The sequence below is a fragment of the Shewanella sp. BJSY2023SW007 genome (genome assembly GCF_047314525.1).
Classification (GTDB): domain Bacteria; phylum Pseudomonadota; class Gammaproteobacteria; order Enterobacterales; family Shewanellaceae; genus Shewanella; species Shewanella chilikensis.
Genome location: NZ_JBKORL010000072.1, coordinates 1 through 19,799, shown reverse-complemented (window position 1 = coordinate 19,799; position 19,799 = coordinate 1). Strand labels below are relative to the sequence as shown.

At 49.1% G+C, this 19,799-nt stretch carries 36 protein-coding genes; 6 read left to right on the top strand and 30 right to left on the bottom strand.

Annotated features, from left to right (window positions below; genetic code table 11):
• Positions 1–125 precede the first annotated feature (125 nt).
• Positions 126–419 (bottom strand): c-type cytochrome, encoded by a 294-nt coding sequence (locus tag ACMHXE_RS11750; protein ID WP_039036052.1) that lies wholly within the window; start codon positions 417–419, stop codon positions 126–128.
• 322 nt (positions 420–741) lie between these two features.
• Between ACMHXE_RS11750 and ccmA the strand changes: the two genes are divergently transcribed.
• The 6 genes from ccmA (at position 742) to ACMHXE_RS11720 (ending at position 4,599) form a co-directional block, all read left to right on the top strand.
• Positions 742–1,389 (top strand): cytochrome c biogenesis heme-transporting ATPase CcmA, encoded by a 648-nt coding sequence (ccmA, locus tag ACMHXE_RS11745; protein WP_101057438.1) that lies wholly within the window; start codon positions 742–744, stop codon positions 1,387–1,389.
• Between the two features lie 12 nt (positions 1,390–1,401).
• A complete protein-coding gene (ccmB, locus tag ACMHXE_RS11740) occupies positions 1,402–2,088 on the top strand; it encodes a heme exporter protein CcmB (RefSeq protein WP_025011984.1) in 687 nt (228 codons plus the stop codon).
• Position 2,089: 1 nt separating this feature from the next.
• Positions 2,090–2,836: a heme ABC transporter permease gene (locus ACMHXE_RS11735; RefSeq protein ID WP_025011983.1), complete on the top strand. Its 747-nt coding sequence runs from the start codon at positions 2,090–2,092 to the stop codon at positions 2,834–2,836.
• Positions 2,836–3,036, top strand: coding sequence for a heme exporter protein CcmD (gene ccmD / locus ACMHXE_RS11730; RefSeq protein ID WP_025011982.1), 201 nt, complete (start codon positions 2,836–2,838; stop codon positions 3,034–3,036). The genes ACMHXE_RS11735 and ccmD overlap by 1 nt, the downstream gene beginning before the upstream one ends.
• Positions 3,033–3,521: a cytochrome c maturation protein CcmE gene (gene ccmE / locus ACMHXE_RS11725; RefSeq protein ID WP_101057436.1), complete on the top strand. Its 489-nt coding sequence runs from the start codon at positions 3,033–3,035 to the stop codon at positions 3,519–3,521. Before ccmD ends, ccmE begins: the two co-directional genes overlap by 4 nt.
• A gap of 103 nt (positions 3,522–3,624) precedes the next feature.
• Positions 3,625–4,599, top strand: a complete 975-nt coding sequence (locus ACMHXE_RS11720; RefSeq protein WP_101057433.1) for an ABC transporter substrate-binding protein — start codon at positions 3,625–3,627, stop codon at positions 4,597–4,599.
• A 64-nt stretch (positions 4,600–4,663) separates the two neighbouring features.
• Here ACMHXE_RS11720 and rplQ read toward each other — a convergent pair whose 3' ends face one another.
• The 29 genes from rplQ to tuf form a co-directional block, all read right to left on the bottom strand.
• The gene (gene rplQ / locus ACMHXE_RS11715; RefSeq protein WP_028781249.1) at positions 4,664–5,062 is read right to left on the bottom strand and encodes a 50S ribosomal protein L17; all 399 of its coding nucleotides are present in this window, start codon (positions 5,060–5,062) and stop codon (positions 4,664–4,666) included.
• 41 nt (positions 5,063–5,103) lie between these two features.
• On the bottom strand, positions 5,104–6,093 hold the full coding sequence (locus tag ACMHXE_RS11710) for a DNA-directed RNA polymerase subunit alpha (RefSeq protein WP_039036048.1): 990 nt from the start codon (positions 6,091–6,093) through the stop codon (positions 5,104–5,106).
• Positions 6,094–6,117: 24 nt separating this feature from the next.
• A complete protein-coding gene (gene rpsD / locus ACMHXE_RS11705; RefSeq protein WP_025011979.1) occupies positions 6,118–6,738 on the bottom strand; it encodes a 30S ribosomal protein S4 in 621 nt (206 codons plus the stop codon).
• 34 nt (positions 6,739–6,772) lie between these two features.
• A complete protein-coding gene (gene rpsK, locus ACMHXE_RS11700) occupies positions 6,773–7,165 on the bottom strand; it encodes a 30S ribosomal protein S11 (RefSeq protein WP_025011978.1) in 393 nt (130 codons plus the stop codon).
• A gap of 14 nt (positions 7,166–7,179) precedes the next feature.
• Positions 7,180–7,536 carry a 30S ribosomal protein S13 gene (rpsM, locus tag ACMHXE_RS11695; protein WP_025011977.1) on the bottom strand — a complete coding sequence of 119 codons (357 nt, stop codon included), beginning with the start codon at positions 7,534–7,536 and terminating at the stop codon, positions 7,180–7,182.
• 113 nt (positions 7,537–7,649) lie between these two features.
• Complete coding sequence (gene rpmJ, locus ACMHXE_RS11690; protein ID WP_006083579.1) at positions 7,650–7,763, bottom strand: 50S ribosomal protein L36; 114 nt, start codon at positions 7,761–7,763, stop codon at positions 7,650–7,652.
• A 22-nt stretch (positions 7,764–7,785) separates the two neighbouring features.
• Positions 7,786–9,126, bottom strand: coding sequence for a preprotein translocase subunit SecY (gene secY, locus ACMHXE_RS11685; protein WP_101057431.1), 1,341 nt, complete (start codon positions 9,124–9,126; stop codon positions 7,786–7,788).
• Positions 9,127–9,133: 7 nt separating this feature from the next.
• Positions 9,134–9,568 carry a 50S ribosomal protein L15 gene (gene rplO / locus ACMHXE_RS11680; protein ID WP_039036045.1) on the bottom strand — a complete coding sequence of 145 codons (435 nt, stop codon included), beginning with the start codon at positions 9,566–9,568 and terminating at the stop codon, positions 9,134–9,136.
• A 3-nt stretch (positions 9,569–9,571) separates the two neighbouring features.
• Positions 9,572–9,754 (bottom strand): 50S ribosomal protein L30, encoded by a 183-nt coding sequence (gene rpmD / locus ACMHXE_RS11675; protein WP_101057429.1) that lies wholly within the window; start codon positions 9,752–9,754, stop codon positions 9,572–9,574.
• A gap of 6 nt (positions 9,755–9,760) precedes the next feature.
• On the bottom strand, positions 9,761–10,264 hold the full coding sequence (gene rpsE / locus ACMHXE_RS11670; RefSeq protein ID WP_025011973.1) for a 30S ribosomal protein S5: 504 nt from the start codon (positions 10,262–10,264) through the stop codon (positions 9,761–9,763).
• 11 nt (positions 10,265–10,275) lie between these two features.
• Entirely contained in the window at positions 10,276–10,626 is a 351-nt protein-coding gene (gene rplR, locus ACMHXE_RS11665; RefSeq protein ID WP_025889969.1) for a 50S ribosomal protein L18, read from the bottom strand.
• Between the two features lie 10 nt (positions 10,627–10,636).
• Positions 10,637–11,170 carry a 50S ribosomal protein L6 gene (rplF, locus tag ACMHXE_RS11660; protein ID WP_101057428.1) on the bottom strand — a complete coding sequence of 178 codons (534 nt, stop codon included), beginning with the start codon at positions 11,168–11,170 and terminating at the stop codon, positions 10,637–10,639.
• A 10-nt stretch (positions 11,171–11,180) separates the two neighbouring features.
• Positions 11,181–11,576, bottom strand: a complete 396-nt coding sequence (gene rpsH, locus ACMHXE_RS11655) for a 30S ribosomal protein S8 (protein WP_025011970.1) — start codon at positions 11,574–11,576, stop codon at positions 11,181–11,183.
• Positions 11,577–11,600: 24 nt separating this feature from the next.
• The gene (gene rpsN / locus ACMHXE_RS11650) at positions 11,601–11,906 is read right to left on the bottom strand and encodes a 30S ribosomal protein S14 (RefSeq protein ID WP_025011969.1); all 306 of its coding nucleotides are present in this window, start codon (positions 11,904–11,906) and stop codon (positions 11,601–11,603) included.
• 11 nt (positions 11,907–11,917) lie between these two features.
• Complete coding sequence (gene rplE / locus ACMHXE_RS11645) at positions 11,918–12,457, bottom strand: 50S ribosomal protein L5 (RefSeq protein WP_025011968.1); 540 nt, start codon at positions 12,455–12,457, stop codon at positions 11,918–11,920.
• A 12-nt stretch (positions 12,458–12,469) separates the two neighbouring features.
• Complete coding sequence (gene rplX, locus ACMHXE_RS11640) at positions 12,470–12,784, bottom strand: 50S ribosomal protein L24 (protein ID WP_025011967.1); 315 nt, start codon at positions 12,782–12,784, stop codon at positions 12,470–12,472.
• 11 nt (positions 12,785–12,795) lie between these two features.
• Positions 12,796–13,164: a 50S ribosomal protein L14 gene (rplN, locus tag ACMHXE_RS11635; protein ID WP_011494644.1), complete on the bottom strand. Its 369-nt coding sequence runs from the start codon at positions 13,162–13,164 to the stop codon at positions 12,796–12,798.
• 179 nt (positions 13,165–13,343) lie between these two features.
• The gene (gene rpsQ / locus ACMHXE_RS11630; RefSeq protein WP_025011966.1) at positions 13,344–13,592 is read right to left on the bottom strand and encodes a 30S ribosomal protein S17; all 249 of its coding nucleotides are present in this window, start codon (positions 13,590–13,592) and stop codon (positions 13,344–13,346) included.
• A complete protein-coding gene (gene rpmC / locus ACMHXE_RS11625; RefSeq protein ID WP_011758342.1) occupies positions 13,592–13,783 on the bottom strand; it encodes a 50S ribosomal protein L29 in 192 nt (63 codons plus the stop codon). The genes rpsQ and rpmC overlap by 1 nt, the downstream gene beginning before the upstream one ends.
• Complete coding sequence (gene rplP / locus ACMHXE_RS11620; protein ID WP_039036042.1) at positions 13,783–14,193, bottom strand: 50S ribosomal protein L16; 411 nt, start codon at positions 14,191–14,193, stop codon at positions 13,783–13,785. Before rplP ends, rpmC begins: the two co-directional genes overlap by 1 nt.
• Positions 14,194–14,204: 11 nt before the next feature.
• Entirely contained in the window at positions 14,205–14,894 is a 690-nt protein-coding gene (gene rpsC / locus ACMHXE_RS11615) for a 30S ribosomal protein S3 (RefSeq protein ID WP_101057426.1), read from the bottom strand.
• A 9-nt stretch (positions 14,895–14,903) separates the two neighbouring features.
• Positions 14,904–15,236 (bottom strand): 50S ribosomal protein L22, encoded by a 333-nt coding sequence (gene rplV / locus ACMHXE_RS11610; RefSeq protein WP_039036040.1) that lies wholly within the window; start codon positions 15,234–15,236, stop codon positions 14,904–14,906.
• 15 nt (positions 15,237–15,251) lie between these two features.
• On the bottom strand, positions 15,252–15,530 hold the full coding sequence (gene rpsS, locus ACMHXE_RS11605; RefSeq protein WP_025011962.1) for a 30S ribosomal protein S19: 279 nt from the start codon (positions 15,528–15,530) through the stop codon (positions 15,252–15,254).
• A 14-nt stretch (positions 15,531–15,544) separates the two neighbouring features.
• The gene (gene rplB / locus ACMHXE_RS11600) at positions 15,545–16,369 is read right to left on the bottom strand and encodes a 50S ribosomal protein L2 (protein WP_101057424.1); all 825 of its coding nucleotides are present in this window, start codon (positions 16,367–16,369) and stop codon (positions 15,545–15,547) included.
• Between the two features lie 11 nt (positions 16,370–16,380).
• The gene (gene rplW, locus ACMHXE_RS11595) at positions 16,381–16,683 is read right to left on the bottom strand and encodes a 50S ribosomal protein L23 (protein ID WP_039036038.1); all 303 of its coding nucleotides are present in this window, start codon (positions 16,681–16,683) and stop codon (positions 16,381–16,383) included.
• Positions 16,680–17,285 (bottom strand): 50S ribosomal protein L4, encoded by a 606-nt coding sequence (gene rplD, locus ACMHXE_RS11590; RefSeq protein WP_025011959.1) that lies wholly within the window; start codon positions 17,283–17,285, stop codon positions 16,680–16,682. The genes rplW and rplD overlap by 4 nt, the downstream gene beginning before the upstream one ends.
• Before the next feature lie 17 nt (positions 17,286–17,302).
• The gene (rplC, locus tag ACMHXE_RS11585; protein ID WP_025889970.1) at positions 17,303–17,941 is read right to left on the bottom strand and encodes a 50S ribosomal protein L3; all 639 of its coding nucleotides are present in this window, start codon (positions 17,939–17,941) and stop codon (positions 17,303–17,305) included.
• A 27-nt stretch (positions 17,942–17,968) separates the two neighbouring features.
• Positions 17,969–18,280, bottom strand: a complete 312-nt coding sequence (gene rpsJ, locus ACMHXE_RS11580; RefSeq protein ID WP_011635639.1) for a 30S ribosomal protein S10 — start codon at positions 18,278–18,280, stop codon at positions 17,969–17,971.
• 361 nt (positions 18,281–18,641) lie between these two features.
• On the bottom strand, positions 18,642–19,799 hold a 1,158-nt coding region (gene tuf / locus ACMHXE_RS11575; RefSeq protein WP_413732293.1), incomplete at its 5' end, for an elongation factor Tu.

Below are 19,799 nucleotides of genomic sequence, written 5' to 3'. Positions count from 1 at the left end.
ATAGAGCCTATCCACGTGCGTTAAAAATGAGTAAAAACAAGTATCCCATTAAGCCTAAGAAAAATGCCGTTCACACTAAGTGAACGGCATTAGGCTGATGCCGGTTTTTTTATGATGATACCTGATTACTTGGACATGAATCCAATAGCGTTCTTGTAATCTTCATCAGTACAATCTGTACACATGCCACCAGGAGGCATAGCGTTCAAACCAGACTTAACGCTGTTAAGCAGGGTGTCGATACCTTTGGCCAGGCGAGGCTCCCAAGCAGCAGCATCGTGTGCTTTAGGTGCACCGGCAACACCCATGCTATGGCAGACTTGGCAGGCTTTATTGTAAACGGCCTCACCTTCTTGGGCTGACACGTTCGCAGACATAGTCAATGCAGCTACTGCGGTCATTGCTAACAGTTTTTTCATGTTCAATGTTCCTAATGCAAATACTTACAAAGCTCAACGCTGCCCTTGGTTAAGCAGGCAGACTCATTTTAGCTCGCTAAGAGTACAACAAACTTCAATAAATCTCACCTTTTTGTGATTAAAATCGCAGCTTGTTCCGTAAAAAAGGACAAAGGTCGCGAATTCATTAATATATTAGTAACAGATAAAAAAGTTCCAAAAAATTCACTTTTATTGGAAGCACATCAAATTGCTGAAACTTAGTGCAAACCAGTGGTAAACCCCAGCTAGAGCATGTGTTAGTATCTCTTGTGTTTCCTTATCGCTTGTTATAGAGGGCTCAGTGGCAGAACCAAAACCTACATCACTGCTGTCGGCAAGCAGCCTCACTTGTATTCGAGAAGAGCGAATACTATTCGATGAACTCAGCTTCGATATCCATCCTGGCGATATAGTCCAGATTGAAGGTCCTAACGGTGCCGGTAAAACCAGCCTGCTAAGGATCCTCGCCGGCCTGTCACGTCCATACGGGGGGGAAGTCCTGTTCCAGGGAGAAGCTATTACTCGTTGCCGCGATGAGTTCAATGAAAACCTGCTTTATCTGGGCCATCTCGCGGGCGTGAAAAGCGAATTAACCGCCGAGGAAAACCTTAACTTCAATTTAAGAATCAGTGGGTATGATGACTTTGATGCTCGGGAAATCCTTGCCAAAGTCAACCTGACCGGTTTTGAAGAAGCGCTTGCAGGTCACCTGTCTGCAGGCCAACACAGACGAACCGCACTCGCCAGGCTCTGGCATACCGCCTGTAAAATCTGGATTCTGGATGAACCCTTTACCGCGATCGATAAGAAAGGGGTCGCTGAATTGGAACAACTCTATATTCGCCATGCCGAAGCCGGTGGCTGCGTCATTCTGACGACCCACCAGGATATGGGCATCATTACAGATGAAAGGTTACGGAAAATCCGCTTGGATTATCGCTTCGTATAAGGCTTAGCAGAGATGAACAGAGGCATTAGTTTTACCAAGGCATTTTTCACCCTGCTGAAACGGGATCTACAGATTGCCGTGCGTCATCGTGGTGATATTTTTAACCCACTACTGTTTTTTATCATAGTGGTTACCCTGTTTCCGCTGGGTATAGGTCCTGAGCCACAGGTGTTGACCCGGATTGCTCCCGGGATTATCTGGGTTGCGGCCTTGCTGGCAGCCATGTTGTCACTGGAGCGGCTGTTCAAGGCAGACTTCAGTGACGGAAGTCTGGAGCAGATGTTGCTTAGCCCACAGCCACTGGCGCTGTTGGTACTGGCCAAAGTGTTTGCTCACTGGTTACTGACTGGCGTACCTTTAATTATAATTGCACCGCTGTTGGCTGTGCTGCTGCATCTGGACGACAACAGTTACGGCGCCCTGATAGCCACCTTGATGCTGGGGACACCTGTGTTGAGTCTGCTTGGCGCCATAGGTGTAGCCTTGACAGTGGGATTGCGCAAAGGCGGTGTGCTGTTGAGTTTGTTGATCCTGCCACTATATATACCAGTGTTGATCTTTGCGACCGGCGCGATCGACTTTGCAGCATCCAAACAACCCTATGATGGTCAGCTGGCGATTTTAGGCGCCATGCTGGTCGGTTCTTTAGTCTTGGCACCTTTTGCTATTGGTGCCTCATTGCGAGTGAGTACTAACTGAAATGTGGAAATGGTTACATCCCTACGCCGACCCTCAAAGGGCGTATCAACTGTCAGGAAAACTACTGCCTTGGTTTGCACTTCTTGCCCTGGCACTTATCGCAACCGGAACCGTGTGGGGCTTGGCATTTGCTCCCACTGATTACCAACAGGGTGACAGCTATCGTATTATCTTTATCCACGTACCTGCAGCATCCATGTCGATGGCCGCTTACATGGGTATGGCAACCGCGGCCTTCATAGGCCTGGTGTGGCAGATCAAACTGGCCGATTGGGCAGCCGCCTCTATCGCACCAATTGGTGCTGTAGTGACCTTTATCGCTCTGTTCACTGGTGCCACTTGGGGTAAACCCATGTGGGGTACTTGGTGGGTTTGGGATGCACGCCTGACCTCTGAGCTGGTGCTGTTATTCCTGTATCTAGGAGTTATCTCTCTTTATGCCTCATTCGAAGACAAGGTGCTGGCAGCCAGAGCCGCCGGTATTCTGGCCATAGTTGGGGTGATTAATATCCCTATCATTAAGTATTCGGTTGAATGGTGGAACTCACTGCACCAGCCATCCACTATCCGAATCACTGAAAAGTCGACCATGTCCACCGACATGCTCTACCCTTTATTGATTAACATATTTGGGTTTGGTTTGATGATAGGTGCCATCACTCTGGTGCGTTTCCGTGCCGAAATTCTGGCCCGTAACGGAATGCGCCCTTGGGTTAGGGAACTGGCCAAGGCCGAAGGAGTCAAATAATGCAGTTTCAATCTTTAGCAGAGTTTTTCAACATGGGCGGCTATGCCTTCTATGTATGGTTGGCCTACGGTGTCACTTTCGTGTCCCTTAGCCTGCTTATCCTGGTCAGTTCGATGAAGAAGCGTCGAGTGCTGCAGGAAATAGCATCCAAAGTGCAACGTGAGGAACGCCTCGCTCAAAACCGGAGTAACAGATCGTGAACCCAAGACGCAAAAAGAGACTGGTATTGGCTGTAGCCTTGATTGCAGGTGTTGCTGCCGTGGCTTCCTTGCTGTTATATGCCCTCAACTCCAACCTTAACCTCTTCTATACTCCCACCGAAATAGTCAATGGTAAAAAGGACACTGGCATCAAGCCGGAAGTAGGACAACGGATCCGCGTGGGGGGCATGGTTACTGTAGGCTCCATGGTACGTGATCCTGATAGCCTGCATGTTGAGTTTGCCGTGCATGATGCCGCCGGCGGTGAAATCATAGTGACTTATGATGACCTGTTGCCGGATCTGTTCCGTGAAGGACAAGGTATTGTTGCCCAGGGTGTACTGGTTGAATCTGGCAAATTGGAAGCTTCTGAAGTGCTGGCCAAACATGATGAAAACTATATGCCACCTGAAGTTGCCGAAGCCATGGGCCAGACCCATGAAAAGCTTGAGTACAACACGCAACAGGTCGGCGGCGCCAAGTAAATGCCCATAGATAAAAAAGCCTCTTCGGAGGCTTTTTTATTACTTGCAGAGTCTGAAATTTCTGCCACGCTAAAATTCTATAGGCTGGATACAAGGACTTAGCATGCGCGCATTGGTATTTCTGGGTTTACTGCTGTCACTGCCAACCGGTGCCGCCAATCTCTTGCTGATTGAGTCCTACCACGCCGAATATCCCTGGGACCAAAGCTATAAAGCCGGGATAATATCCATCCTTGGCAATGAACACCCATTTCATACCTTCGCTCTTGATACCAAGCGACTCCCCAAAGAGCAATTTAAAATCCAGGCCGATAAAGCCTGGCAAAGATACCTGGAACTTAAACCCGATTTGGTATTTCTCGCCGATGACAATGCCTTGATGCTGCTACATGAGCGCTTCAGCCAAACCCAAACCCCTGTAGTTTATTTAGGGATCAACGGTAATCCTCGTGATTATAGAATCAAGCATACAGGTAACATTACCGGTGTGTTGGAGCGTCCTCTGTTTAAACGCTCGCTGTTGATGGCACAGGCGATGTTACCCACTCCACCACCACATAAATTCTTACTGTTATTTGACTTTAGTTATACGTCTGAAGCCGCCATAAACTCGATTAAAAAACTCAACCAGAATCTGATGATAGGCAACAACCAAATCGATATTGAACAACATCAAAAGTTCAGCAGTTGGCAGGCTTCTGTGTCAAGCGCCCGAGAGCGAGGCTATGATGCTGTGTTTGTGGCCCTGTATCAAACACTGCAAGACGATAAGCAACAGATAGTAGATGAGATGCGGGTCGCTCGCTGGACTCACGACAACGCCACCGTGCCTCATTTTGGGTTCTGGGATTTCAGTGTAGGTTCAAAGGGCAATATCGGAGGGTATATTCTTGATGGTTACAAACATGGCCGCATAGCAGGAACCATAGCCAAACAGATCCTGACGGGCAAAAAGCCGGCAGAGATATTCCCCAAGATGGATACCAGCGGTGCTTATCTATTCAGTGAGAGTGGTTTAAAGCGATGGCAACTGAGTTTGCCTGAGAGGGTCAGGGAGCAGGCCGAACTGATGGATTAATTACGACAATATAGAAAATAAAAAGCCCCGCTGTTAGCGGGGCTTTTTCAGAACTTACCTGAGATTACTCAGCAGCAGCTTCAACTTCTACAGCTTCAGCAGCTTCTGGGCGACCAACCAGCTCGATGTAAGCCATAGGGGCTTTATCACCGGCACGCAGACCGCACTTCAGGATACGGGTGTAACCACCAGGACGTTCCTGATAGCGTGGACCCAGTTCGTTAAACAGTTTACCTACGACTTCTTGGTCGCGAGTACGAGCAAACGCCAGACGACGGTTTGCTACGCTGTCACTTTTAGCAAGTGTTATCAGAGGCTCAACTACGCGACGCAGTTCTTTGGCCTTCACTACAGTTGTCTTGATGATTTCATGACGAACCAGTGAACTTGCCATGTTACGGAACATGGCTTGGCGGTGACTGCTGTTGCGGTTAAGTTGACGACCACTCTTACGATGGCGCATGACCTAATCCTTATAACCTAAATCTGTACAAAACCTGGGACTTACAGGTCGTCTGCCAAACTAGCCGGTGGCCAGTTTTCCAGACGCATACCTAGCGACAGTCCGCGAGATGCCAACACATCCTTGATCTCGGTAAGCGATTTCTTACCCAGGTTAGGAGTTTTGAGCAGCTCAACTTCAGTGCGTTGTACCAGATCTCCGATGTAATGAATCGCTTCGGCTTTCAAACAGTTAGCCGAACGTACAGTTAGCTCTAAATCGTCGACAGGACGCAACAGAATCGGATCGAACTCCGGTTTCTCTTCTTTCTGCTCTGGCTCAGTCACATCACGCAGTTCAACGAAGGCATCCAGCTGTTCAGCCAAGATGGTCGCAGAACGACGGATAGCTTCTTCAGGATCGATAGTACCATTAGTAGTCATATCGATGATCAGCTTGTCCAAGTCAGTACGCTGTTCCACACGAGCCGCCTCAACATTATAAGCAATGCGAGCAACAGGCGAGAATGAAGCATCGACCAGCAGACGACCGATTGGGCGATCATCGTCTTCGGTTTGTGCACGGGCAGAAGCCGGTACATAACCACGACCACGCTCAACGCGGATACGCATACTGATGTCATTGTTACCGGTCAGGTGACAGATAACATGATCCGGGTTCACGATTGTGACATCGCCGTCGTGGGTGATGTCGGCTGCGGTAACAGGGCCTGCGCCGGACTTGCTCAGAGTGAGCATAGCCTCGTCTTTACCCTCGATCATAACTGCCAGCCCTTTCAGGTTCAGCAATATTTCAAGGATATCTTCTTGTACGCCTTCCTTACTGCTGTATTCATGCAGTACGCCGTCGATCTCGACTTCGGTAACCGCGCAGCCGGGCATAGACGACAATAGGATGCGACGCAACGCGTTACCCAAAGTATGACCAAAACCACGCTCGAGTGGCTCCAGAGTCACCTTGGCACGAGTTGGGTTAACCTGCTCGATATCAACGAGACGCGGTTTAAGAAATTCTGTAACAGAACCCTGCATTGTGTCCTCTCTTGTTTGTTAGCCTTACTTAGAGTAAAGCTCGACGATCAGCTGTTCGTTAATTTCCGCAGACAAATCGCTACGTTCTGGCAGACGCTTGAAAGCACCTTCCATTTTTGCGCTGTCGACTTCAACCCATGTAGGCTTCTCGCGTTGAGCAGCCACTTCCAGAGCAGCCTTGATACGGGCTTGCTTCTGTGACTTCTCGCGAATGCTTACAACATCATTCGCAGACACTTTGAATGACGGAATGTTAACAACACGACCGTTGACCATAATTGACTTATGGCTAACCAGCTGACGTGCTTCTGCACGAGTCGCACCAAAGCCCATACGATAAACTACGTTATCCAAACGGGTTTCCAAAAGTTGCAGCAGGTTTTCACCTGTGTTGCCTTTCAGACGTGCAGCCTCTTTGTAGTAGTTACGGAACTGCTTTTCCAGCACACCGTAAATACGACGAACTTTTTGTTTCTCGCGTAACTGCAAGCCGTAATCAGACAAACGTGGCTTACGAGCGCCATGCTGTCCAGGTGCAGCTTCCAGCTTACACTTCGAATCGATTGCTCTCACACCGCTTTTCAGGAAAAGGTCAGTACCTTCCCGGCGGCTGAGCTTGAGCTTGGGACCCAAGTATCTTGCCATGATCTTTCTCCAACTATCCTAACGAAACTGCCAATTACACGCGGCGTTTTTTAGGAGGACGACAACCGTTATGAGGGATCGGCGTCACATCAGTGATGTTGGTAATTTTGTAACCAACAGCGTTCAGCGCACGAATGGCTGACTCACGACCTGGACCTGGACCCTTCACGAAAACTTCAAGGTTTTTAACACCATAATCCTGAGCGGCAGTACCTGCGCGCTCAGCTGCCACCTGCGCAGCAAATGGAGTAGATTTACGTGAACCACGGAAACCTGAACCACCTGCAGTCGCCCATGACAGAGCGTTACCTTGACGATCTGTGATAGTAACAATTGTATTGTTGAAAGACGCATGGATATGAGCCATGCCATCAGCAACCTGTTTACGTACGCGCTTACGCGGAGAACGTGACGGAACTTTAGCCATTGTCTACCTTCCCGTTACTTCTTGATTGGTTTACGTGGACCTTTGCGAGTACGCGCATTGGTCTTAGTACGTTGCCCACGGAGAGGCAGGCTACGGCGATGGCGGAGGCCACGATAACAACCAAGGTCCATAAGACGCTTGATGTTCATTGAAACCTCACGGCGTAAGTCACCTTCTACTGAGTATTTGGCAACTTCTTCGCGTAGAGTATCGATTTGAGCTTCGCTCAATTCCTTGATCTTAGCGTCTTCGGCAATGGCTGTAGCCGCGCAGATAGCTTTAGCGCGAGTACGACCGATACCGTAGATAGCAGTCAGTGCAATGACTGTGTGCTTTTGATCAGGAATGTTAATGCCAGCGATACGGGCCACTATGCACTCCTTAAGTTAAAGGCCATCTGTGAAAAGCCCGAAAGGATACTCGACAGATGACTAGTTTGCAAACAATATTTTTGGCCAGCCCAGTTAAGAGCTGGCCAAGATTTTTAGCCTTGACGCTGTTTGTGTTTTGGTTCAACACAGATAACGCGTACAACGCCACTACGCTTGACGATCTTGCAGTTACGGCAGATCTTCTTCACGGAAGCTCGAACTTTCATTTCATCACTCCGTAAAGCTATCTTATCGACCAAAGCGATCGAGATTCGCTTTGTTCACCAGATTAGCTTTCTTCATCACAGACTCATATTGATGAGACATCATATGGGTCTGAACCTGAGCCATGAAGTCCATGATCACAACTACCATAATCAGTAGTGAAGTACCGCCAAAATAGAACTGTACTTTCCATGCGATTAACATGAACTCCGGAATTAAACAGATAAAGGTAATATACAACGCGCCTGCCAGAGTCAAACGGGTCATCACTTTATCAATGTAACGCGAAGTCTGTTCGCCGGGACGGATCCCGGGAATGAACGCACCACTCTTCTTCAGGTTATCTGCTGTCTCACGAGGGTTAAACACCAACGCAGTATAGAAGAAACAGAAGAAAATAATTGCTGCTGCATACAACAGAGAGTACAGCGGCTGTCCAGGAGAAACTGCGAGGGAAACCTCAGTCAGCCATTCCATAGACGGATTCTGACCAAACCACTGAGCCAGTGTGCCTGGGAACAGAATTATGCTGGACGCAAAGATTGGCGGAATTACGCCGGCCATATTAACCTTCAGCGGCAAATGGGTTGACTGCGCAGCAAATACCTTTCGGCCCTGCTGACGCTTAGCATAGTTAACGACGATACGACGCTGACCACGCTCCACAAATACCACGAAATAGGTTACGGCAAACACAATCACCGCAATCAACAACAATACCAATACGTTCAAGTCGCCTTGACGCGCTTGCTCGGCCGTTTGACCGATAGCAGAAGGCAGACCGGCTACGATACCTGCGAAAATCAGGATCGAGATACCGTTACCTATACCGCGCTCGGTAATTTGCTCGCCAAGCCACATCAGGAACATGGTTCCTGTGACTAAACTGACGACTGCAACAAAATAGAATCCGAAACCGGGATCGACCACCAGGCCGTTCACCAGATTAGGTAACCCTGTTGCAATACCGATCGACTGGAATGTACCCAGCACCAACGTGCCCCATCTTGTATACTGGCTGATTTTCTTACGTCCTGACTCACCTTCCTTCTTCAGTTCAGCGAGGGCAGGATGCACAACAGTCAGCAACTGCATGATGATCGAGGCCGAAATGTACGGCATGATCCCCAATGCAAAAATAGAGGCGCGCTCAAGGGCGCCACCCGAGAACATGTTAAACATGCCCAGGATGGTTCCCTTTTGCTGAGCAAACAGCTCTGCCAATACAGCAGCGTCAATACCAGGAATTGGCACAAATGAACCGGCACGAAACACGATAATTGCGCCAATCACGAACAGGAGGCGAACTTTCAATTCGGAAAGTCCACCTTTCGCGCTTTTTAAATCAAGTCCTGGTTTTGCCATCGACGTATTATTCCTCGATCTTACCGCCGGCAGCTTCAATAGCTGCGCGTGCACCTTTGGTTACCTTCAGACCTTTTACGGTCACTGGGCGCTCAATGGTACCTGAAAGAACGATTTTCGCAAACTGGATGTTGCGAGTTATTACGTTCGCATCTTTCAGTGCGTTCAGGTCGATAACGTCACCATTAACTTTTGCCAGTTCGCTCAAGCGAACTTCAGCAGTTACCATAGCGATACGCGAGGTAAAGCCGAACTTAGGCAGACGGATCTTAAGTGGCATTTGACCACCCTCGAAGCCAGGGCGTACACCGCCACCGCTACGAGATTTTTGACCCTTGTGACCGCGACCAGCGGTCTTACCCAAGCCAGAACCAATACCACGGCCTACACGCTTAGGTGCAGACTTAGCGCCTGCAGCTGGAGATAAAGTATTCAGACGCATTGATTAGTCCTCCACCTTTACCATGTAGTAGACCTTATTGATCATACCGCGAATAGCAGGAGTATCTTCCAACTCAACGGTGTGACCAATACGACGCAGACCAAGACCTGTCAGAGTGGCCTTGTGCTTAGGCAGGCGGCCGATAGCACTTTTGGTCTGGGTTACTTTGATAGTTTTAGTAGCCATGGTGCATTACCCCCGAATTTCGTCAACATTCAGGCCACGCTTGGCTGCAATCTGCGCTGGTGACTTCATATGTACCAGTGCGTCAACAGTTGCACGAACGATGTTGATCGGGTTAGTAGAACCGTATGCTTTCGACAGTACGTTATGAACGCCTGCTACTTCCAATACGGCACGCATTGCGCCACCGGCGATAATACCGGTACCCTCTGAAGCAGGTTGCATGTAAACACGTGAACCAGAGTGGCGACCCTTCACCGGATGGTGCAGAGTGCCTTCGTTCAGGTTTACTGTAACCATGTTACGACGGGCTTTTTCCATTGCTTTTTGAATAGCAGCTGGAACTTCACGCGCTTTACCATAGCCGTAGCCGATCTTACCGTTACCATCACCCACTACAGTCAGAGCGGTGAAGCTAAAGATACGACCACCTTTAACTACTTTAGAAACACGATTAACTGCAATCAGCTTTTCTTGCAGATCGTCTTTTTGCTGAGCTTCTAATTTAGCCATTGTTTTACCCCTTAGAACTGGAGGCCAGCTTCACGAGCGGCTTCTGCAAGAGCAGCAACACGACCGTGATACTTGAACCCAGAACGATCGAAAGCAACAACAGTTACGCCTTTTTCGATCGCGCGCTCAGCAATAGCTTTACCTACTGCCTTGGCCGCATCTACGTTACCGGTGTACTTCAGTTGTTCCTTTACTGCTTTCTCAGCAGTAGAGGCAACAGCCAGCACCTGAGCTTCAGGGTTGATTACCTGAGCGTAAATGTGACGCGGTGTACGATGTACAACCAGACGGTTGACGCCCAGCTCTTGGATCTTCTTGCGAGCGCGAGTGGCGCGGCGCAAGCGAGATGTTTTCTTATCCATATCGCGTTACCTACTTCTTCTTAGCCTCTTTACGGCGTACTTGTTCGTCTTCATAGCGAACACCCTTGCCCTTATAAGGCTCTGGTGGACGATAGCCACGAATTTCAGCCGCAACCTGACCAACCAGCTCTTTATCGATACTTTTCAGTACGATGTCTGTTTGGCTTGGACATTCAGCTGTAACGCCTTCTGGCAATTGATGAACCAGAGGGTGAGAGAAACCCAAGGTCAGGTCCAGAGCGCTGCCGCTAACTTTGGCACGGTAACCCACACCAACCAGCTTCAGCTTCTTTTCGAAACCCTGAGAAACACCAACAACCATGTTGTTGATCAGTGCGCGAGCAGTACCTGCCTGTGCCCAAGCGTTAACAACGCCTTCAACAGGAGAGAACTTGATTTCTGCACCTTCAACAACAACGTTAACTGCGCTGTTGATTACTCGAGTCAGACTACCTTTACCGCCTTTAACGGTAATAGTTTGGTCGTTTAAAGTCACCTCTACGCCGGCTGGAATAGATACTGGTGCTTTTGCTACACGAGACATTCCTAGCTCCTTACGCTACGTAGCAGATAACCTCACCACCCATGCCTGCAAGGCGGGCGGCACGATCAGTCATCAGGCCTTTAGAAGTGGACACAATTGCGACACCCAGTCCGCCCATAACCTTTGGCAGCTCGTCTTTACCTTTGTAAATACGAAGACCAGGACGGCTTACGCGCTGGATAGTCTCAACAACAGGTTGGCCCTGGAAATACTTCAGAGTGATTTCCAGTTCAGGCTTAGCGCCTTCTTCTGCTACGGCGTAGTCAGTGATATAACCTTCATCTTTCAGCAGCTTTGCGATAGCAACTTTCAGTTTGGCAGAAGGCATCTTCACAGATACTTTGTTAGCAGCTTGGCCGTTACGAATACGGGTCAACATATCCGCAATAGGATCTTGCATGCTCATATTAGCTTACTCCGTGACAAGTGCTTACCAGCTGGCCTTACGCAGACCAGGAACTTCACCACGCATGGTTGCTTCACGCAGCTTGATACGGCTCAGACCGAATTTGCGCAGGAAACCATGAGGGCGGCCAGTTTGATTACAGCGATTGCGTTGACGCGATGCGCTTGAATCACGTGGTAGAGCTTGCAGCTTAAGAACCGCATCCCAACGAGCTTCGTCAGAAGACTCTGGGCTGCTGATGATAGCCTTAAGAGCTGCACGCTTTTCAGCATACTTGGCCACGAGCTTTGCACGTTTTGCTTCACGTGCCTTCATTGACAATTTTGCCATTTCGCTACCCCTTATTTCTTGAATGGGAAGTTGAAAGCATCAAGCAAAGCGCGACCTTCTTCGTCAGTATTCGCAGAGGTAGTGATAACAATATCCATACCACGAATCTTATCGACTTTATCGTAGTCGATTTCTGGGAAGATGATCTGCTCGCGCACGCCCATCGCGTAGTTACCACGGCCGTCGAACGACTTAGCGCTCAGACCACGGAAGTCACGGATACGAGGGATTGCGATGTCAACCAAACGCTCAAAGAATTCCCACATGCGCTCACCGCGCAGGGTTACTTTACAGCCAATAGGGTAGCCTTCACGGATTTTAAAACCAGCAACTGACTTACGAGCTACAGTCACAACTGGTTTTTGGCCGGCAATAGCAGTCATATCACGGACAGCATTTTCCATGATTTTCTTGTCAGCTACGGCTTCGCCAACACCCATATTCAGGGTGATTTTCTCAATCCGAGGGACTTGCATGACACTGGTATAACCGAACTTTTTAGTTAGTTCAGCAACAACAGTCTCTTTGTATCTATCATGCAGTTTCGCCATCGTTTACTCCAGTTACTTAACGAGTTCACTGTTCGATTTGAAGAAACGGACTTTCTTACCGTCTTCGAATCGGAAACCAACACGATCCGCCTTGCCAGTGACAGGGTTAAAGATCGCAACATTAGATGCTTGAATCGGTGCTTCTTTCTCAACGATACCACCAGTCACACCCAGTTGTGGGTTAGGCTTCTGGTGCTTCTTAACGAGATTGATGCCTTCAACAATTAACTTACCGGTAGTAAGTACACGAGTAACCTTACCGCGCTTACCCTTATCCTTACCGGCCAGTACAATTACTTCGTCTTCACGACGGATTTTTGCTGCCATTTTGAAGCTCCTTACAGTACTTCTGGTGCCAGCGACACAATCTTCATGAATTGCTCAGTACGCAGTTCACGTGTCACAGGTCCAAAGATACGAGTACCAATCGGGGCAAGGTTTGCGTTAAGCAATACCGCTGCATTCCGATCGAAGCGAATGACAGAACCGTCTGGACGACGTACGCCTTTCTTAGTACGGACTACCACCGCGTTATACACATCACCTTTCTTCGCTTTAGCGCGAGGAATGGCTTCTTTAACAGAAACCTTGATGATGTCGCCGATACCGGCATAACGACGATGAGAGCCACCCAAGACCTTAATACACTGAACTCTGCGCGCGCCGCTGTTACATGCGACATCGAGAGTCGATTGCATTTGGATCATTTTAAGTGCTCCGCTATCGTTACTACACAATCCCCACCATGGGGCTAAATAAACACCATTCTTGCCGTTCAAATCGGTCAAAAATGGCGCGCAAGTATAACACCATAAATAGAGGATGGATAGTATTAAAAAACAAACGGCCCCGAAAAGGAGCCGTTTACCAGTTTACCTAATAAAAATTAGGCCTTGCTTACTACTTCAACCAGAGTCCAAGACTTGGTCTTAGACAGAGGGCGACATTCGCGAATAGACACGAAATCACCTTCTTTACACTGGTTTTGTTCGTCATGTGCATGGATCTTAGTAGTACGTTTGATGTACTTACCGTAGATTGGGTGCTTAACTTGACGCTCAACAGCTACAGTGATGGACTTGTCCATCTTGTCGCTGATGACTTTACCCTGCAAAGTACGGATTTTCTCAGACATTATGCACCTGCCTTAGAAGTAATAATGGTCTTAACGCGCGCAATGTTACGGCGCACTTGTTTCAGCTGGTGAGTTTGTGCCAGCTGACCAGTGGCGTGTTGCATACGCAGGTTAAACTGCTCACGCAGCAGACCAAGCAGTTCAGCGTTCAATTCCTCAACGCTCTTTTCTCTCAGTTCGCTCGCTTTCATTACATCACCGTCTTAGTTACGAAGGTAGTCTTGATAGGCAGTTTAGCAGCGGCCAGTGCGAATGCTTCGCGAGCCAGCTCTTCTGAAACGCCATTCATTTCATAGAGTACCTTGCCTGGTTGAATCTGACATACCCAGTATTCAACGTTACCTTTACCTTTACCCATACGCACTTCAAGAGGCTTAGAGGTAATTGGCTTGTCAGGAAAAACCCGAATCCAGATTTGACCTTGACGCTTAATGTGACGTGTCATGGCACGACGTGCAGATTCGATCTGACGGGCAGTCAAACGGCCGCGGCCAACTGCTTTCAGACCAAATGTACCGAAGCTAACTTCAGTACCGTTCGCCAGACCGCGGTTGCGGCCTTTGAACATTTTGCGAAACTTCATACGTTTAGGTTGCAGCATTGCCGGCTCTCCTATTTACCACGAGGCTTGCGCTTAGGTTGCTGCTTCGGCTCTTCGATCTGAGGCACGATACCGTCCAGGACTTCACCTTTGAAGACCCAAACTTTAATGCCGATCACACCGTATTGAGTGTGACTTTCAGAGGTTGAATAGTCGATGTCAGCACGCAGTGTATGCAGAGGCACACGGCCTTCGCGATACCACTCAGTGCGCGCAATCTCAGCGCCGCCTAAACGGCCACTAACTTCAACTTTGATACCTTTAGCGCCCAGACGCATAGCGTTCTGTACCGCACGCTTCATAGCGCGACGGAACATAACACGACGTTCCAGCTGTTGAGCGATAGAATCAGCTACCAGCTTGGCGTCCAGTTCAGGCTTACGGATCTCAGCGATGTTAATTTGCGCAGGAGTGCCAGTAATTTTGGCAACTTCAGCACGCAGAACCTCAACGTCTTCACCTTTCTTACCGATCACAACACCTGGACGGGCAGTGTGAATGGTAACGCGGATGCTTTTCGCTGGGCGTTCGATAACGATCTTAGATACTGATGCGGCTTTCAGCTTCTCTTCGAGAAACTTACGCACTTCCCAGTCGCCGTGCAGATTAGCAGCGTAGTCTGCTTTATCAGCGTACCAGGTAGAGATCCAAGGCTTAGTGATACCCAGACGGATACCATTAGGATGTACTTTCTGTCCCATTGCTCTCTCCTAGCGATCTGATACAACCACAGTAATGTGGCTGGTACGCTTCATGATACGGTCGGCGCGGCCTTTAGCACGTGGCATGATGCGCTTCATAGTTGGACCTTCATCAACGAAGACTTTTCCAACTTTCAGTTCATCAATGTCAGCACCTTCGTTATGCTCAGCATTAGCAATGGCTGAATCCAGTACTTTTTTGACCAGTACGGCGGCTTTCTTGGGGCTGAAGGTCAGGATCTCGAGGGCCTTGGAAACAGGCAAACCGCGGATCTGATCAGCTACCAGACGAGCCTTTTGAGGCGACGTACGGGCAAAACGATGTTTAGCTAAAACTTCCATCTCATTCCTCCCGTATTAGCGCTTCTTCGCTTTCTTATCAGCAGCATGGCCGCGATAAGTGCGAGTTGGTGAGAATTCACCAAGTTTGTGGCCGATCATTTCGTCAGTTACGAACACAGGAACGTGCTGACGACCATTATGGACAGCGATGGTCAAACCAATCATGTTTGGAATGATCATTGAGCGACGTGACCAAGTCTTAATAGGCTTCTTGTCACCTGCTTCCACCGCTTTCTCTACCTTCTTCAGCAAGTGCAGGTCAATGAATGGACCTTTCTTGAGAGAACGTGGCATGGCGAATCCTCTTACTATTTATTACGACGACGTACGATGTACTTGTCAGTGCGCTTGTTACTACGGGTCTTGTAACCCTTAGTTGGCACACCCCATGGAGTCACTGGGTGACGACCACCAGAAGTACGGCCTTCACCACCACCATGTGGGTGGTCTACTGGGTTCATTGCAACACCACGAACTGTTGGGCGTACGCCTCTCCAGCGCTTGGCACCAGCTTTACCCAGCTGACGCAGCATGTGCTCGGCGTTACCAACTTCACCCAGAGTCGCGCGGCAATCAACTGGCACTTTGCGCATTTCGCCAGAGCGAAGACGCAGAGTGGCATAAGCGCCATCACGAGCTACAACTTGTACATAAGCACCGGCAGAACGTGCAATCTGAGCACCTTTGCCAGGTTTCATTTCAACAGCGTGAACTACGCTACCAACTGGGATGTTACGCAGTGGCAGGGCGTTACCTGTCTTGATTTCAGCTTCTACGCCAGAAACGATTTTGTCACCAGCCTGCATGCCTTTGGCAGCCAGGATGTAGCGACGCTCACCGTCTGCGTACAGTACCAGCGCAATGTGCGCGGTACGGTTTGGATCGTATTCCAGACGCTCAATCTTCGCTGGGATACCATCTTTATCACGTTTGAAGTCAATCAGACGGTAGTGTTGCTTATGACCACCACCAACGTGACGAACAGTGATACGACCAGTGTTGTTACGGCCACCACTCTTAGATTTTTTCGCCAACAGGCCAGCAAAAGGTTTACCCTTGTGCAGGTCAGAGTTAACCACTTTAACGACGTGGCGACGACCTGGAGAGGTTGGCTTACACTTAATAACTGCCATGAGTAATCTCCTTACGCTTCAGCGCCGACGAAATCGATGTCAGCACCCTCAGCCAGAGTAACATAGGCTTTTTTCCAATCGCTGCGACGACCAACACGGGCACCGTGACGCTTGGTTTTGCCTTTGTTCACCAGAGTGCGAACTGAATCAACTTCAACTTCAAACAGTTTTTCAACTGCAGCTTTGATCTCAGCTTTAGTGGCGTCGATAGCTACACGGAAAACTACAGTGTTGTTCTTCTCAGCAACCACAGTGCTCTTTTCAGAGATGTGAGGCGCCAGAATAACTTTCAGTAAACGTTCTTCGCGGATCATGCCAGCATCTCCTCGATTTGCTTAACAGCATCAGCAGTTACCAGCACTTTGTCGAACGCGATCAGGCTTACTGGGTCAATACCAGCAACATCACGAACATCAACCTTGTACAGGTTGCGAGCTGCCAAGAACAGATTCTCGTCAACTTCGGAAGTCACAATCAATACGTCTTCCAGACCCATGTCTTTCAGCTTGGCCTTCAGCTCTTTAGTTTTAGGAGCTTCAACAGCAAACTTTTCAACAACGATCAGACGTTCTTGACGTACCAGCTCGGACAGGATGCTCTTCAGAGCGCCGCGGTACATTTTCTTGTTGACTTTCTGGCTGTGATCTTGGGTTTTAGCAGCGAAAGTTACGCCACCGCCACGCCAGATTGGACCCTTGACACCACCCGCACGAGCGCGGCCAGTACCTTTTTGGCGCCATGGCTTCTTGCCAGAGCCAGTCACTTCAGCGCGAGTTTTCTGAGCACGAGTGCCCTGACGCGCGTTTGCAGCGTAAGCTACAACTACCTGATGAACCAGTGCTTCATTAAAGTCACGGCCGAAGGTAGTTTCGGAAACTTCAAGAGCGCTTTGCGCGTCTTTCAATACCAATTCCATTACTATCTCCTCAGACCTTAGGCTTTAACGGCAGGCTTGATGATCAGGTCGCCATTGGTAGCGCCTGGAACAGCACCTTTAACCAGCAGCAGGTTACGCTCAGCATCTACACGTACTACGTCCAGATTTTGAGTGGTAACACGCTCAGCACCCATGTGGCCTGACATTTTTTTGCCTTTGAATACGCGACCTGGCGTCTGGTTCTGACCGATAGAACCGTTAGCACGGTGCGCCAATGAGTTACCGTGAGTCATATCCTGGGTACGGAAGTTCCAGCGCTTAACGCCGCCTTGGAAACCTTTACCTTTTGATTGACCGGTAACATCTACTTTCGCTACGTCAGCGAAGATATCTACGTTCAGCTCAGCACCAACTTCAATGCCTTCGCCTTCACCGTCTGCCAGACGCATTTCCCACAAACCACGGCCGGCGTCAACGCCCGCTTTGGCAAAGTGACCTGCTTCTGGCTTAGTGATGCGGTTGGCTTTTTTGGCACCAGTAGTAACTTGAAGTGCACGGTAGCCGTCGTTTTCCAGAGTTTTCACCTGAGTAACGCGGTTTGCATTTACTTCAATTACAGTAACAGGGATAGACACGCCATCTTCGGTGAAGATGCGGGTCATACCCACTTTACGACCAATAAGACCGATAGCCATCTCTCAAACCTCTTCTAAGGATCTCAATTAACCCAAGCTAATCTGTACGTCGACACCAGCCGCAAGATCCAGACGCATCAGCGCGTCGACTGTCTTCTCAGTTGGCTCTACGATGTCAACCAAACGCTTGTGAGTACGGATTTCGTATTGGTCACGAGCATCTTTATTAACGTGCGGAGAGATCAAAACGGTATAACGCTCTTTGCGCGTAGGCAGTGGGATAGGACCACGTACCTGGGCGCCAGTACGCTTAGCAGTTTCAACGATTTCCGCGGTAGACTGATCAATCAAACGATGATCAAATCCTTTCAAGCGGATACGGATTCTTTGGTTCTGCATTGACCAGAGCTCCTAAAATGGACACATAAAAAATCACCCTCTAGCCATTTCCTTTCTTGGAAAGACAGAGCGAGATGATTTAACCGTTCGACTCCCAATCGGAGTCGCTGTATTTGTGTTTAGCCCCGAGGGCTAAATCAACTTTTGTCGCTTACTCAAGTTAAGCGAGGAGGCTATTATACTCATCCAGTTACGGATTACAAGCCTACTGTCGGAATTATCAACAGCATTAACGCTGTCAAAAAGTGGCGCAAATTATACTGACTTCAACACTCATTGCCAACCATTTTTGAACGACTGACAAACGGCCAGTAAAAAGGCGACCCTAAGGTCGCCTTTTTATGATAGCCGAGATCCGCAATTAAGCGATGATCTTAGCTACAACACCAGCACCAACTGTACGGCCACCTTCACGGATTGCGAAGCGCAGACCTTCGTCCATCGCGATTGGGCAGATCAGAGTTACTGTCATCTTGATGTTGTCACCTGGCATTACCATCTCTACGCCTTCTGGCAGTTCGATAGTACCGGTCACGTCAGTTGTACGGAAGTAGAACTGTGGACGGTAGCCTTTGAAGAATGGAGTGTGACGACCACCTTCTTCTTTAGACAGGACGTAAACTTCTGATTCGAACTTGGTGTGTGGAGTGATTGAACCAGGCTTAGCCAGTACTTGACCACGCTCTACTTCATCACGCTTGGTACCACGCAGCAGGATACCGCAGTTCTCACCGGCACGACCTTCGTCCAGCAGCTTACGGAACATTTCTACACCAGTACAGGTGGTCTTGGTAGTGTCGTGGATACCCACGATTTCTACTTCGTCACCAACTTTGATGATACCGCGCTCTACACGACCTGTTACTACAGTACCGCGACCAGAGATTGAGAATACGTCTTCGATAGGCAGCAGGAATGGCTTATCGATATCACGCTCTGGCTCAGGGATGTAGGTATCCAGTGCTTCTGCCAGTTCAATGATCTTGGCTTCCCACTGAGCGTCGCCTTCCAGAGCTTTCAGAGCAGAACCCTGAATTACTGGCAGGTCATCACCTGGGAAATCGTACTCAGACAGCAGTTCACGAACTTCCATCTCTACCAGTTCCAGCAGCTCTTCATCGTCTACCATGTCACACTTGTTCATGAATACGATGATGAAAGGTACACCTACCTGACGAGACAGCAGGATGTGCTCACGAGTCTGTGGCATTGGGCCGTCAGTAGAAGCTACTACCAGGATTGCGCCGTCCATCTGGGCAGCACCGGTGATCATGTTTTTAACATAGTCAGCGTGACCTGGGCAGTCTACGTGGGCGTAGTGACGAGTTGGAGTGTCATACTCGATGTGAGAGGTATTGATGGTAATACCGCGCTCACGCTCTTCTGGAGCGTTATCGATCGCTGCAAAGTCACGCGCCTCACCACCGTAAGTCTTAGACAGTACAGTTGAGATAGCAGCAGTCAGAGTGGTTTTACCATGGTCAACGTGACCAATGGTGCCCACGTTAACGTGGGGCTT

Excerpts from the sequence above, each read along its gene's own strand:
- rplB (WP_101057424.1), bottom strand. The coding sequence starts at position 16,369 with ATGGCAGTTATTAAGTGTAAGCCAACCTCTCCAGGTCGTCGCCACGTC.
- rplX (WP_025011967.1), bottom strand. The coding sequence starts at position 12,784 with ATGGCAGCAAAAATCCGTCGTGAAGACGAAGTAATTGTACTGGCCGGT.
- rpsK (WP_025011978.1), bottom strand. The coding sequence starts at position 7,165 with ATGGCTAAAGTTCCGTCACGTTCTCCGCGTAAGCGCGTACGTAAACAG.
- rpsS (WP_025011962.1), bottom strand. The coding sequence starts at position 15,530 with ATGCCACGTTCTCTCAAGAAAGGTCCATTCATTGACCTGCACTTGCTG.
- rpsQ (WP_025011966.1), bottom strand. The coding sequence starts at position 13,592 with ATGTCTGAGAAAATCCGTACTTTGCAGGGTAAAGTCATCAGCGACAAG.
- rpsH (WP_025011970.1), bottom strand. The coding sequence starts at position 11,576 with ATGAGCATGCAAGATCCTATTGCGGATATGTTGACCCGTATTCGTAAC.
- rpmD (WP_101057429.1), bottom strand. The coding sequence starts at position 9,754 with ATGGCTACTAAAACTATCAAAGTAACCCAGACCAAAAGTGCTATCGGC.
- rplW (WP_039036038.1), bottom strand. The coding sequence starts at position 16,683 with ATGATCCGCGAAGAACGTTTACTGAAAGTTATTCTGGCGCCTCACATC.
- ACMHXE_RS11720 (WP_101057433.1), top strand. The coding sequence starts at position 3,625 with ATGCGCGCATTGGTATTTCTGGGTTTACTGCTGTCACTGCCAACCGGT.
- rplR (WP_025889969.1), bottom strand. The coding sequence starts at position 10,626 with ATGGATAAGAAAACATCTCGCTTGCGCCGCGCCACTCGCGCTCGCAAG.
- ACMHXE_RS11750 (WP_039036052.1), bottom strand. The coding sequence starts at position 419 with ATGAAAAAACTGTTAGCAATGACCGCAGTAGCTGCATTGACTATGTCT.
- rplD (WP_025011959.1), bottom strand. The coding sequence starts at position 17,285 with ATGGAATTGGTATTGAAAGACGCGCAAAGCGCTCTTGAAGTTTCCGAA.
- ACMHXE_RS11710 (WP_039036048.1), bottom strand. The coding sequence starts at position 6,093 with ATGCAGGGTTCTGTTACAGAATTTCTTAAACCGCGTCTCGTTGATATC.
- rplF (WP_101057428.1), bottom strand. The coding sequence starts at position 11,170 with ATGTCTCGTGTAGCAAAAGCACCAGTATCTATTCCAGCCGGCGTAGAG.
- rpmJ (WP_006083579.1), bottom strand. The coding sequence starts at position 7,763 with ATGAAAGTTCGAGCTTCCGTGAAGAAGATCTGCCGTAACTGCAAGATC.
- rpsD (WP_025011979.1), bottom strand. The coding sequence starts at position 6,738 with ATGGCAAGATACTTGGGTCCCAAGCTCAAGCTCAGCCGCCGGGAAGGT.
- ACMHXE_RS11735 (WP_025011983.1), top strand. The coding sequence starts at position 2,090 with ATGTGGAAATGGTTACATCCCTACGCCGACCCTCAAAGGGCGTATCAA.
- rplQ (WP_028781249.1), bottom strand. The coding sequence starts at position 5,062 with ATGCGCCATCGTAAGAGTGGTCGTCAACTTAACCGCAACAGCAGTCAC.
- secY (WP_101057431.1), bottom strand. The coding sequence starts at position 9,126 with ATGGCAAAACCAGGACTTGATTTAAAAAGCGCGAAAGGTGGACTTTCC.
- rplE (WP_025011968.1), bottom strand. The coding sequence starts at position 12,457 with ATGGCGAAACTGCATGATAGATACAAAGAGACTGTTGTTGCTGAACTA.
- ccmB (WP_025011984.1), top strand. The coding sequence starts at position 1,402 with ATGAACAGAGGCATTAGTTTTACCAAGGCATTTTTCACCCTGCTGAAA.
- rplN (WP_011494644.1), bottom strand. The coding sequence starts at position 13,164 with ATGATCCAAATGCAATCGACTCTCGATGTCGCATGTAACAGCGGCGCG.
- rpsC (WP_101057426.1), bottom strand. The coding sequence starts at position 14,894 with ATGGGACAGAAAGTACATCCTAATGGTATCCGTCTGGGTATCACTAAG.
- ccmD (WP_025011982.1), top strand. The coding sequence starts at position 2,836 with ATGCAGTTTCAATCTTTAGCAGAGTTTTTCAACATGGGCGGCTATGCC.
- rplV (WP_039036040.1), bottom strand. The coding sequence starts at position 15,236 with ATGGAAGTTTTAGCTAAACATCGTTTTGCCCGTACGTCGCCTCAAAAG.
- rpsN (WP_025011969.1), bottom strand. The coding sequence starts at position 11,906 with ATGGCAAAATTGTCAATGAAGGCACGTGAAGCAAAACGTGCAAAGCTC.
- rplP (WP_039036042.1), bottom strand. The coding sequence starts at position 14,193 with ATGCTGCAACCTAAACGTATGAAGTTTCGCAAAATGTTCAAAGGCCGC.
- rpsE (WP_025011973.1), bottom strand. The coding sequence starts at position 10,264 with ATGGCTAAATTAGAAGCTCAGCAAAAAGACGATCTGCAAGAAAAGCTG.
- rpsJ (WP_011635639.1), bottom strand. The coding sequence starts at position 18,280 with ATGCAGAACCAAAGAATCCGTATCCGCTTGAAAGGATTTGATCATCGT.
- rpmC (WP_011758342.1), bottom strand. The coding sequence starts at position 13,783 with ATGAAAGCGAGCGAACTGAGAGAAAAGAGCGTTGAGGAATTGAACGCT.
- rplC (WP_025889970.1), bottom strand. The coding sequence starts at position 17,941 with ATGGCTATCGGTCTTATTGGTCGTAAAGTGGGTATGACCCGCATCTTC.
- rplO (WP_039036045.1), bottom strand. The coding sequence starts at position 9,568 with ATGCGTCTGAATACTTTATCTCCAGCTGCAGGCGCTAAGTCTGCACCT.